This window comes from Psychrobacter sp. CX14, from assembly GCF_057396205.2.
Map to the genome: position 1 here is coordinate 2,365,086 of NZ_CM183187.1, position 12,537 is coordinate 2,377,622.

Here is a 12,537-nt window from a genome sequence, read left to right on the forward strand (position 1 = left end):
TTGTAATATAGACTTACACTGTTAACCTTAATGGATTAGTGAACACTTATGTCGTCAAATTACCCCTCAATCATCCCTCTCAAGACCACCTTTAATCTTAACGTGACAACCAAGCCAAAAAAGCCTTGGCAAACTGTCATGGCCCTGAGTGTGGGTTTAGGCCTAGCCGCATTGGTTAGTGGCTGTGCTGATAAAGCTGAGCAAAGTGAAATGACAGCCGACACGAGCAAAGCGCCAAAAAATATATCGATTACCCAGATCGTAGAGCATCCTTCATTGGATGACATACGCCGCGGTATCGTTGATGAATTGGCAGACAATGACTATGTCGAAGGTGATAATTTAACCGTTAACTTCCAAAGCGCGCAAGGTAATACCGCAACTGCAGGACAAATTGCCAAGCAGTTCGCCGGTGACATGCCGGATGCGATTGTGGCTATCTCTACTCCATCTGCGCAAACCGTGGTTGCCTCAACCACTAATATTCCTGTGATTTATACTGCCATCTCTGATCCAGTTGCCGCAAAGCTCATTGATGAAAATGAAGTCCCAACACAGTCTAACATTACTGGTCTATCAAGCCAGCTTCCTATCGAGCCACCATTAGACTTGATTCAAAAAGTGGTACCAAATGCCAAAACCATCGGTTATGTGTATAGCCCAGGTGAGGCAAACTCAGTTGCGGTATTAAAGCAGCTACAAGAGGCAGCGCCGGCACGTGGGCTGAAGATTCTTGATGTCAGTGCCAATCGTCCAACCGATGTGGCCATGGCAACACGTAGCTTACAAGGCCGTGCTGATGTTATTTATACCTCGCTAGATAACAACGTTATCTCTGCTTTTGAAGCTATGGCAGCAGCGGCTAATGAGATGCATATTCCGGTTATTACTTCAGATGAATTTAGTGTGCGCCGCGGTGCAACAGCAGCACTTGGCGTGAATGACTATGACTTCGGCCGTGCCACAGGCAAGATGGTATATCGCGTGTTAAATGGTGAAGCCATTACCGATATTAAGCCGCAAGTGATGAACGACTTGACCTTATATGTCAGCCCAAAGCATGCTAAAGCGCAAGGCGTGACCTTTGATGTGGCAACTCTAGAGAATGCTATTAACGTTGACGAAACTGAGCCAAGCACGCAGTCGGCTGAATAACTACACACAGCCCACTAAATTTATAACAGCTATTAATCGTCTACTGTTTATTCAAATAATGAGCATAGGCCCCAATTTAATATTATCACCACCTATTTATCAGGGATTATCTCCCTAGGAGAACACCAAATGTTTAATCCAAATCGCTTTGTTAAAACCCTTATGTGGGGAGGCGTTGCTACTGCCATTCTTGCCGGTTGTAACCAGCAACCTGCTACAGACGAAAGCACTACTGATGCTAACGGCAATACGCCAGCAGCTACCGAAGTAAAAGAAGTAGCCATTACTGCTATTGTTGAGCATCCTGCGTTAGATGATGTACGTAAAGGTGTGATTGAAGAGCTGGCTGATGAAGGCTTTGTGGAAGGCGAAAACCTTAAAATCAACTTCCAAAGCGCTCAGGGCAATACCGCAACTGCCGGTCAGATTGCCAAACAGTTTGTTGGTGATAATCCAGACGTTATCGTTGCTATCGCAACCCCATCAGCGCAGTCAGTGGCTGCAGCAACCAATACTATTCCGTTGGTATTCTCAGCGGTAACCGATCCAGTAGAAGCTAAATTACTAAACAGCTTAGACGGTTCAGGTACCAACGTAACAGGTGCCTCTGATGCCCTACCGTATAAACCACAAATCGAATTAATGCAGCAAATCATTCCAAATCTTAAGAGTGTCGGTTATGTGTATAGCCCAGGTGAGGTTAACTCAACCATCGTTCTTAAAAATCTTGAGACTCAATTGCAGCCAATGGGCATTACCTTACATTCTGCACCTGCGCAAAAGAGTAATGACATTGCTATGGCCGCCCGCAGTATCGCCGATAAAGTAGACGTTATCTACACGTCAACCGATAACAACGTGGTGTCAGCGTATGAGTCTTTATATCAAGTGGCCAAAGAAAGCAAAGTACCGTTAATCGCTTCCGATACCGGTTCTGTTGAGCGTGGTGCGATTGCGGCTCTTGGCGTTAATTATTACGACCTAGGCCGCGAAACCGGTAAATTAGTTGGCCGTATCTTAAATGGTGAAGCACCTGGTAGTATCCCTGTTTATACTGCAAGCTCTCTAGATCTACATGTCAGCCCAAGCCATGCTGCAGAGCAAGGTATCACCTTATCTCAAGATGTGCTTGATAAAGCAAAAGAAGTTAGTGAATAAACGTCTACTTATTAGCATGTTAATGAGTTAATAAATGGCAATGCTAATATCAAAAGCACATGATGAGTATCATGTGCTTTTTGTATTGTTTAGTTTTGAGTTTGTTTGTTAGAATAAAATATTTTTATATGGAACCATGATGTTCCCAGCCTAAATTTCTGGGTAATATGATGACAATTTTGAAATTGCGCTACCATAATGCTCATTGGTTTACTTTAACTGCAGATTGCTTAATCTGTTAAACCCACTTTAGCTCACTGTCTTTATGTGTCTTTTGTATATTCACATTAGGTGCATACTGATTGCAGTACGCTGAACATTAAGCGGTGTCTTAATCCCTTATGTCTCTCATTGCTTTTTTTGGTGCTCTTGAAAGTGGTCTTATTTACGCACTGGTTGCGTTAGGTGTATTGCTTTCATTTCGCACCCTCGATTTTCCTGATTTAACAGCAGATGGTAGTTTCCCATTAGGTGGCGCCGTTGCCGGCATCTCTATTATCTCCGGCATTGATCCTTGGATAGCCTGTGGTCTTGGCATGCTTGCTGGTGCTGCTGCTGGCGTCGTAACCGCTTGGCTTCACGTTAAGCTGGGCATTTTACAATTACTTGCCAGTATTTTGGTAATGGTTGCTCTGTATTCAGTTAACCTACGCATCATGGGCGCGCCTAACCTGCCTTTACTTGGTGAAAAAACCGTCTTTAGCACTCTAGTGACTAACGAGAATGGCTATTGGATGCGCTGCGTGATTATCGGCGCCGTGGTTATTGTCGCTAAGTTATTTTTGGACTGGTTCTTTAGTACTGAGTCAGGATTGTCCATGCGTGCTACAGGGTCCAACCTTAGAATGGCGCAAGCACAAGGCATCAACACCTCTATTATGACTGTGGTTGGTATGGCAATATCTAATGCGCTGATCGCATTGGGCGGTGCGTTATTTGTACAGACCCAAGGCGGTGCAGACATCTCTATCGGTATTGGTACGATTGTTATTGGTTTGGCAGCAGTTATTATTGGTGAGACCATTATTCCAGCGAAACGTATTTGGCTGATTACCTTTGCCGTTATTTTAGGCGCTGTGATTTATAAGCTGTTTATTCAAGTGGCGTTATCAAGTGACACTTTGCGCAGCATTGGTTTTGGTTCACAAGATTTGAACCTAATTACTGCCCTACTGGTTGTTATTGCGCTACAGCTGCCTTCTATTAAATCAAAAATACTCTCAAGTCGTCGCAGTTAGAACTTATTGACGCAAATTACCAATAACGATTTGGATGTATTTTGAATAAATAATATTAAATTTAGCGAGCACTGAAAAAGGATATCGCCATATGATGCAAGCCAATGACCTTCGGTTGACCTTCAACCGGGGTACACCGATTGAAAACCCTGCCCTGCGTGGTATTAGTTTAAATATCGCTGAAGGCGAGTTTGTCACAGTTATTGGCACCAATGGTGCAGGTAAATCGACTTTCTTAAACGCTGTCAGTGGCACAACCCGTGTTGATAGTGGCTCTATATTGTTAAACGGCGTGGATGTCACCAAAAAGACAGCGCACCAAAGAGCCCACTGGGTAGCCCGTGTTTTCCAAGATCCAATGGCTGGGACTTGCGAAGCACTGACTATTGAAGAGAACTTAGCCTTAGCTTATAAGCGTGGTAGTAAGCGTGGATTAAGTATGGCGCTCAACAGCCGTAATCGTGACTTATTCCGTGAAAAGTTATCTATCTTAAAGTTGGGTCTAGAAAACCGCTTATCTGATAGGATGGGGCTGCTATCAGGTGGTCAGCGTCAAGCCGTGAGCCTCCTCATGGCCTCATTACAGCCGTCTAAAATTTTATTGCTTGATGAGCACACCGCAGCTCTTGATCCGAAGACAGCAGACTTTGTATTAGAATTGACCGATAAGATTGTAACCGATAATAATCTAACCACCATGATGGTCACCCACTCAATGCAGCAAGCACTAGCACACGGTGACCGCACGGTGATGTTACACCAAGGTCAAGTAGTGTTGGACGTTTCAGGTGATAAACGTAAAGGCATGAATGTCCATGACTTACTAGATATGTTTGAGCAAACCCGTGGTGAAAAAATAGAAGATGACAGCTTGATTCTAAGTTAGTTTGTCATCCTTTATTTACCTAGTGATAAAAAGCCCATCAACTTTGATGGGCTGTTTAATGCGCAGATAATTATTTATAGTGTATATTCTGCTGTCTAATTTTTGCCTCTCTAACGTTATACCTTCAACTAAACAGTTAAGGCTTTAACCTCGCTAAGCTTATACTTGTCGAACTTACTGGATTAGGCTTAGATATCAAACTCTAAAGCACGGTCACCATTGGTATCTTGGATGCGTGTTGGCAGGCCAATCTTGTTTAGAATGTTGATAAATGGCTTAGCATCAAGCTCTTCGACATTTGCCATATGGCCCACATCCCACTCACCAGTTGCAATAAGCATCGCCGCGGCAACAGGTGGTACGCCTGCGGTGTACGAAATACCTTGGCTGCCTACTTCGTTGTAAGCTTCTTTGTGGTCAGAGACGTTATAAATAAATACCTCTGTCTCCTCGCCATTGATTTTACCTTTCACTTTGTCACCAATACAGGTTTTACCCGTGTAGTTTGGTGCCAATGAACTTGGATCTGGAAGCACGGCTTTAACAACTTTAAGAGGCACAACTTCTTGACCCTCAGCAGTCGTCACTGGCTGCTCTGATAACAGACCTAGGTTTTGTAATACAGTAAATACATTGATGTAATGCTCGCCAAAGCCCATCCAGAAACGGATGTTTGGCACATCAAGATTGGCTGATAAAGAGTGAATTTCATCATGGCCGCTTAGGTAGCTGTTTTGCTCACCAACGACAGGTAAATCGTCCGTACGCTTCACTTCAAACATTTTGTTTGATTGCCATTGACTGTCCTGCCAAGAATAAACGGTACCGGTAAATTCACGGAAGTTAATCTCTGGATCAAAGTTAGTCGCAAAATACTTGCCATGGCTACCGGCGTTGATATCAATAATATCGATATCTGTTACTGTACCTTTGTCCATCATGTCATAGCCAATACGCGCGTAGGCATTAACCACACCTGGATCAAATCCAGCGCCTAAAATAGCGGTGATGTTATTCTCCGCACAGCGCTCTTTACGTTTCCATTCATAGTTTCCATACCATGGCGGCGTCTCACAAATTTTGCGAGGGTCTTCATGAATGGCCGTATCAATATAAGCCGCACCGGTTTCAATACAGGCTTCAAGTACGGTCATATTTACAAAAGCAGAACCCACGTTAATCACGATTTGGGCGCCGGTTTGCTTAATCAGCTCAGCGACTGCTTTTGAATCCATTGCATCGACAGCATAGGTATGCAGCGTAGCAGCTTGTTTAAAGCTACCTTTTTCCACAACGCTTGCTGCAATGGCATCGCACTTAGCTTTGGTACGTGATGCGATATGTAACTCACCCAGGACATCGTTATTCATCGCACATTTGTGGGCAACCACTTGGGCCACGCCGCCTGCGCCAATGATAAGAACATCACGTTTTGGGGTTTGAGTATTAGTAGTAGTCAATCTGGAAATCCTCCTTAGTGGGTCAACTCATAGAATTCATGTTGACGCCGTGAATGATGTGCGCGAATTAAAAAGGAAGAAAAAGGAAAACCCACGCACCCGAAATTACGTCGCCCAGCAGTCAGATAAATTAGTTTAATCAATGATAGCCAAGCCATTAAAAACGCAGCATTATAATGTTAAACACACAAATATGCACTGCATTTTGAATGTTTTATTTGTACCTTGTGATGGCACTTAAAACAGTCTATCTGGCTACTTCGCAATTTATAAGAGCGGTTATGTTACATAACGACTCTGGACGTTATTGACTCACATCAAACATCGACGAGATTAAAATAATCCAATTAGACTTAAGATTTATGACAAACTGGCTTTAAAATCTTCATAACCAAAAGTTTTTTGCACTTTTAGCTCACCATCTTTATCACAAATAACAATTGATGGCATAGCCACACCATTAAACCAGTTCTTCTTAACCATGGTATAACCAGCGGCATTGCCAAAGGCGACTTTATCACCGATTTGAAGCGTTTGCTCTAGCGCATATTCACCAAATATATCCCCAGCTAAGCAAGATTTACCATAAATAATGGTACTACCGGCGCTTTCTTGAGAGTTAATATCACACTCTGTGTCGTTGATTTGGACCAAAGGCGCACTTTCACGATAAATCAATAAATCAAGCATATGTGCTTCAATTGACGCATCGACAACGACAAGTGGTTTGCCATTATGTAAGGTATCTAGTACGGTAGTGACGAGTTTTGCGGCATTGTGAATACAAGCCTCACCCGGCTCTAGATATACCTGTACACCGTACTTTTCACTAAATTCTTTTAGGCGCTGCGCCAGTTTTTCAAGCGGATAATCAGGGGCGATAAAATGAATACCCCCACCTAAGCTCACCCACTCTAGATTATGAAATAGCGCACCAAATTTATATTCAATATCATCAAGGCTGGCACTAAAAGCGTCAAAGCTTTCGTTCTCGCAATTATTGTGAATCATTACCCCAGTAATGTCGTCGATGACCGGTTTAATCTTCTCGATATCATGCTCCCCTAGACGACTAAACGGACGCGCAGGGTCGGCAATAATAAATGATGAATTACTAGTCTTTGGATTAATACGTAGACCAACAGGAATACCTTGCTCGCGAGCTTTGTCTTTGAACGCATGTAATTGATTGAATGAGTTAAAGATAATCTTATCGGCATAGGTTAATACCTCATCAATCTCATCTTGGCTATACGCCACACTATAAGCATGCGTCTCACCGCCGAATTCTTCTTTACCCAAACGCACTTCGTTTAGTGACGATGAGGTCGTACCATGCAGATAAGGCTTCATCTCATCGAACACACCCCAAGTTGCAAAGCACTTCAACGCAAGCAATGCTTTTGCACCTGAAAGCTCACACAAACGCTGCACAATCTCTAGATTTTGCTGTAAAGCAGGCACATCAATTTGATAATAAGGCGTTTTTAGCATATTGGTTTCCTAAATGAGGTGACCTAAATTAAGGGGATTGACGTCAAGCAAAACGTAAAAAGCAGCGCATTATAAAGCAGTCTGTCAATCAATAAAACCACTTATAAAAAGCGGTGTTATATTAATATTCATTGCCTTAAATGAGGTCTGCTTGAGTCAATTGCAATGTAAGCAGGCAAACTCAAAAGCACTGGTAAAATCAATGGCACAGGTTATTTATCAATACCCTTTAATGAGCGCTTTAATTTCTTATCATCTGGATGGAACGCATAGCACACCACCTCTCTATCACCGTCTTTCCAGCTGCCCACGGTCGGTGTTAAAAACGACATCTCATAAAATGAGTCTTGATAAGACTGACCGATATAATCGCTGAAATTGTCTTCACAGGTCACGAACATAGATTCCAGCAGCGCCTCGGTCTCAACGTAACTGTCCGCTTCTGGTAAATTGTAGGTGTAATACACTTCGTTATCATGCGGCTCGAGACACTGGATAATAGGAATACTAGTGACCGATACATTTTGATTGTCATCGATAATGGTATCCTCTTCATCCGCATCATCAAAGCACATACCCGGCTTTAATACCTCAACTACTTCGACAATCTCACCTTTAAAGACGTGTTCATCGTTTTCTTGCTGAGTACAACTTGCCAGCATTAGAACAACCGCCATCCCCACAACCGATTTCTTGAGTAAGTCTAGGGCTGAATGATTAGCTACAGTGGCAGGCTTGATTGTCATAAGGACTCTTAAGTGGTTTTCATTGTGAGATAGCAGTTATTGGCTATTCTCGTTACTGGGTTGACTAAACTATCTGGCTAAATACGCAGTCATGTCTTCAACACCATGCAGCGTCATCGGATACATATGACCGTCCATTAATTTTTCAATCTCACCTATGGTATGGGTATAGTGCCAATGTGCCTGTTCTTCTGGATTAAGCCATGCCACCTTATCGAAGTGTTCTAACACCCGTTTTAGCCACACCGCACCAGGTTCCGCATTCATATACTCCACGCTACCGCCAACTGAAAACAGCTCATAAGGTGACATAGAGGCATCACCCACAAAAATTACTCGATATTCACGGCCGTATTTTTGCAATAGCTCCATGGTCGGCGTACGTTCGGCATGACGACGCTGATTATTCTTCCACACATAGTCATAAAGACAGTTATGGAAATAAAAGAACTCTAAGGTCTTAAATTCGTTTTTCGCTGCTGAAAACAGCTTTTCTAACGCTTCAATATGCACATCCATACTGCCGCCAACATCGAATAGCATCAATACTTTGACACGGTTACGGCGCTCGGGCTGCATATGAATATCAAGCACGCCCTTTCTAGCAGTACGCTTAATAGTCTCTTTGATATCAAGCTCATCCGCACTACCGGTACGCGCAAATTGACGCAGGTTACGCAGCGCCATTTGTAGTTGACGGGTACCAAGCAGCTTGTCGTCATCGAGATCGCGATATTTACGCTGCTCCCAGACTTTGACTGCACTGCGCTTGCGTGACTCACCGCCGACACGAACCCCTTCTGGATGATCGCCATAGGCCCCAAAAGGTGACGTGCCGCCTGTACCCACCCATTTACTACCGCCTTGATGGCGCTCTTTTTGCTCTTTGAGACGCTCTTCAAGTGCTTTCATTAGCTCTTCAAGGGAGCCGTATTTTTTGAGCAAGCGGCGCTGTTCTTCGGTAAGGTTTTTGGGGTCAAGCTTTAAATCAAGCCACTCTTTGGGGATATCGGTCAGCTTCGCCATCAATTCATCAATATCTAAGCTGTCGATACCATCGAAATAGTCGGCCATGGCCCGGTCAAATTTATCAAAGTGACGCTCATCTTTGACCATACACAGCTTAATTAGCCGATACATGTCATCGCGACTGGCGAAATACCACAGGTCTTTATCATCAGGAAACTCAGGATGCGGCTGACGCATAAGCCCTTTATCGAGCGCGGCATTTAAGTCGAGCAGCTCACGTGTACTTACAGGTACCCCGTAAGTGCGTAAGGTATAAAAAAGTTTGACAAACATATCGGCTAAGCCCCTCCCTTATATCGCTAATTAACGACGCATCATATTAGCGAAACGCTGTAACAAGGTGATATCCGCTTCATTTTTTAGCAGCGCACCGTACAGCGGTGGGATTGACTTTTCGCCACGTAAGTTCTCTTCAAGCTCTTGCTGCGCCATATCATCAGCTAACAATAACGTTAACCAATCTACCAATTCAGAGGTTGAAGGCGGCTTTTTTAGACCTTGGATATTACGTAGCTTATAGAAGATATCTAACGCATCATTGACCAGTTTTTGCTGGATATCTGGGAAATGTACATCGACGATTTGGCGCATGGTTTGCTCATCAGGGAAGTCGATATAATGGAAGAAGCAGCGACGTAAAAAGGCATCAGGCAGCTCTTTTTCATTATTTGAGGTGATAATCACTACCGGACGCTTGTCTGCCGTAATGGTCTCGCCAGTCTCATAAACATAGAACGACATTTTATCAAGCTCGTGCAATAAATCGTTCGGGAATTCGATATCGGCTTTATCAATCTCATCAATCAATAACACACTGCGCTCATTTGAGGTAAAGGCTTCCCATAATTTACCGGGTTTGATGTAGTTATTAATATCATAGACCTTATCATCGCCTAATTGCGAGTCACGCAGGCGCGATACTGCATCGTATTCGTACAAGCCCTGCTCTGCTTTGGTCGTCGATTTAATATGCCAAGTAATCAGCGGCATACCAAGACTTTGCGCTACCTCTTCGGCCAGTAAGGTTTTACCTGTACCCGGTTCGCCTTTAATCAAAAGCGGCTTTTGCAGTGTAATCGCAGCGTTCACCGCTAACTGTAAATCATCGGTGGCAATATAGCTTTGGGTACCGGAGAACTGAGTATTCTGATTTTGAGCGTCTTTATTTGCTTGCGTCATAGTTATTATCTCGCTAAAAGAGGAATCAATAAGTGGATAAGAAAATCAAGAAAGAGAAGAAGTGTGCGGCTTAGGCTATTTAAACGCTGCGCCTATAGATATTAAATCATTTATAGACGCTACTTAGAAGCAGTGCAGAATTGGATGTATTAACAATACTGGACTAGTACGTGGTGTATTAATAAATGTGATGTATTAATAAATTTAGTAGCGAGCGACTGAGAGTTATCAGTCGCTATGCTACTTTCTGTGATGTGTGACTTATTTTGCTATGTTATTTACTTTATAGACAGTCCATGCTTTATCAACAGTCAATGCACTGTGATTATGATAAAGCCCTCTAAAATTACTTTTTCAGAGTGGTTGTATCGACTTTGACGTCTGCTTTTTCTGCGCTAGGAACGCTCTTTTTGGCTTTTACCAGTTCAGCCTGCACATCGTCAGTATTTGAGACGTCTGCATAATTAGCAGAAGCAAGCTGCGCATTCGCACGTTCATCCGCAACCGCTTGATCAAGTGACTTTTCTGCACTTTTCTCAACGATACTTTTAATCAGTTGCCAAATAAAACCCAATAGCAAACCAACGGAGAACACCACCAAAATCGGTAATAGACTACGCAGTGCTAGGCCCGGCTCTTTCATTAAAATACCATAAATCACACCAATACTGGCCGGTGCGACATCGCCATAATCGCCTGCAGCGCTTCCTGGAGTTAATAAAACCGCAAATACAGCAAGCCAGCTCATGCCGCCCAGTGGGCTTGGCAGCACTTTAACGATGAATAACCATAGCAGAAGTACAATTACCGAAAAACCGATATAAGCATACATCGGTAACATATCGGGCGGCACATCGGCCACAAAATGACTCCACCAAATCGTCATTCGACTCACTGCATCGCTGATCTGATCCAGCGGTAAATTAGAAACAATATTGGCTAACCAGTCCATGCAATGCTCAGTCCACAAAATGAATATAAATAAGGGTCAACACGCCATTATAGCGAGTCATAGCAAATAGCTCAGTGTATTAAATGATAACTAAAGCATTCAAGCGCATTTATAGAAATAAAAGCTATTTGGTATAGATATGGGGGTACATTCTACCACGACTCTTTAAATAATAAACTAACCTGTGTTTCACTTAATTAATAAGTGAATACATTTTTGATGACTTTATAATCACTGTTGTTTTTAATCGAACAGCACTCAAACAACAATGAAAGCCGTCATTGGTCTGAATAATACGTTAGTCGTAACGTTTATCCTGACCCTCCTTTAGGCGCGATTGCGCTTGTGCAAGCAACACATCGGATGGCGGCGACTGGACGAAATAACCTTGCGTCTTAAGCTTCTCAATCACCTCATCTTTATTAACACGGGCCAGCTTATTAGTCTCTTCTAAATCAAGGTGCATTAAGAATTTACCTTCACCCAAGCTTTGACGCAGCTCTTTTGGCAACACACCTAGCCAATCTTTAATCTCATCGGTGTCATTGGGATAATCAGGTCGTGCAATATACACGTACATTTCGCTGCGTTTTGGAAATTTATAAATATCACAATGCATTACATTACCCTTTGCTATGTTTAATACCCTCTATAATAACGGATATGGGCACAAACTCAATGTATGCTTGTGTACTTAATAAGCGTAAATGTTGTTTTTTTATCAAAAAAACTCGCTCTGATTTAAACTTGTAAATTTGTCACTTGTAAATTTGTAACGCACCTTTCATAATAAGGGCGTTATTCAGGAGAGCGCAGTCCTATTTATTTGCATTATTTTAAGCAAAATAACAAGACCGCCACCGAAGGCGTAAGCACCCTGCCAATCGCTCAGGTAACCGGACTGAATAACTCATTAACGCATGACAATTATCATCAAAGTGCTTTGATGCATATTATTCAAACCCTTTGAACACATACCGCTAACTATTTAAATAGCGGCTCACGTAAAGATAATTGACTAGGTCATAACGGCCAGCGTTGGTATTAAAAAAGCTGTGATACACCCCTATTCGGTTTACCCTGTCTTGTTGATGATTTTATTGTATTGATAATCGTGAGAAGACAACGGTAGACCCTAAAAATCAGTAACACATATTTTAATACAAATGACAAATCTGGAGAGCGGCACCTACTTGCTAGATTAATGCCTTATTTAATTAAGTAATACGGCAAATATCGC

The 12,537-nt window shown here is 42.7% G+C and carries 11 protein-coding genes and 1 riboswitch; of the genes, 4 read left to right on the forward strand and 7 right to left on the reverse strand.

Going from position 1 to position 12,537, the window contains the following annotated elements:
* Positions 1 to 48: 48 nt before the first annotated feature.
* The 4 genes from AC2SLO_RS09270 to AC2SLO_RS09285 all read left to right on the forward strand — a co-directional run bounded on the left by AC2SLO_RS09270 (position 49) and on the right by AC2SLO_RS09285 (position 4,437).
* Positions 49 to 1,155: an ABC transporter substrate-binding protein gene (locus tag AC2SLO_RS09270; protein ID WP_486540546.1), complete on the forward strand. Its 1,107-nt coding sequence runs from the start codon at positions 49 to 51 to the stop codon at positions 1,153 to 1,155.
* A gap of 129 nt (positions 1,156 to 1,284) precedes the next feature.
* Positions 1,285 to 2,313, forward strand: a complete 1,029-nt coding sequence (locus AC2SLO_RS09275) for an ABC transporter substrate-binding protein (protein ID WP_486540548.1) — start codon at positions 1,285 to 1,287, stop codon at positions 2,311 to 2,313.
* Between the two features lie 341 nt (positions 2,314 to 2,654).
* Positions 2,655 to 3,551 carry an ABC transporter permease gene (locus AC2SLO_RS09280; protein ID WP_486540550.1) on the forward strand — a complete coding sequence of 299 codons (897 nt, stop codon included), beginning with the start codon at positions 2,655 to 2,657 and terminating at the stop codon, positions 3,549 to 3,551.
* A 91-nt stretch (positions 3,552 to 3,642) separates the two neighbouring features.
* The gene (locus tag AC2SLO_RS09285; protein WP_486540552.1) at positions 3,643 to 4,437 is read left to right on the forward strand and encodes an ABC transporter ATP-binding protein; all 795 of its coding nucleotides are present in this window, start codon (positions 3,643 to 3,645) and stop codon (positions 4,435 to 4,437) included.
* Positions 4,438 to 4,625: 188 nt separating this feature from the next.
* Here the strand turns inward: AC2SLO_RS09285 and AC2SLO_RS09290 are convergent, their stop codons facing one another.
* The 7 genes from AC2SLO_RS09290 to AC2SLO_RS09320 all read right to left on the reverse strand — a co-directional run bounded on the left by AC2SLO_RS09290 (position 4,626) and on the right by AC2SLO_RS09320 (position 11,916).
* Complete coding sequence (locus AC2SLO_RS09290; RefSeq protein WP_486540554.1) at positions 4,626 to 5,897, reverse strand: saccharopine dehydrogenase family protein; 1,272 nt, start codon at positions 5,895 to 5,897, stop codon at positions 4,626 to 4,628.
* A gap of 360 nt (positions 5,898 to 6,257) precedes the next feature.
* Positions 6,258 to 7,391 carry a carboxynorspermidine decarboxylase gene (gene nspC, locus AC2SLO_RS09295; RefSeq protein ID WP_486540556.1) on the reverse strand — a complete coding sequence of 378 codons (1,134 nt, stop codon included), beginning with the start codon at positions 7,389 to 7,391 and terminating at the stop codon, positions 6,258 to 6,260.
* A gap of 212 nt (positions 7,392 to 7,603) precedes the next feature.
* The gene (locus AC2SLO_RS09300) at positions 7,604 to 8,137 is read right to left on the reverse strand and encodes a septum formation family protein (RefSeq protein WP_486540558.1); all 534 of its coding nucleotides are present in this window, start codon (positions 8,135 to 8,137) and stop codon (positions 7,604 to 7,606) included.
* A gap of 69 nt (positions 8,138 to 8,206) precedes the next feature.
* Complete coding sequence (locus AC2SLO_RS09305; RefSeq protein ID WP_486540560.1) at positions 8,207 to 9,439, reverse strand: vWA domain-containing protein; 1,233 nt, start codon at positions 9,437 to 9,439, stop codon at positions 8,207 to 8,209.
* Positions 9,440 to 9,469: 30 nt separating this feature from the next.
* Positions 9,470 to 10,345 carry an AAA family ATPase gene (locus tag AC2SLO_RS09310; protein WP_486540562.1) on the reverse strand — a complete coding sequence of 292 codons (876 nt, stop codon included), beginning with the start codon at positions 10,343 to 10,345 and terminating at the stop codon, positions 9,470 to 9,472.
* 346 nt (positions 10,346 to 10,691) lie between these two features.
* Entirely contained in the window at positions 10,692 to 11,297 is a 606-nt protein-coding gene (locus AC2SLO_RS09315; RefSeq protein WP_486540564.1) for a hypothetical protein, read from the reverse strand.
* 298 nt (positions 11,298 to 11,595) lie between these two features.
* Positions 11,596 to 11,916, reverse strand: coding sequence for a YcgL domain-containing protein (locus tag AC2SLO_RS09320; RefSeq protein ID WP_486540566.1), 321 nt, complete (start codon positions 11,914 to 11,916; stop codon positions 11,596 to 11,598).
* A 174-nt stretch (positions 11,917 to 12,090) separates the two neighbouring features.
* Positions 12,091 to 12,211, forward strand: a riboswitch (glycine riboswitch).
* Positions 12,212 to 12,537: the final 326 nt, after the last annotated feature.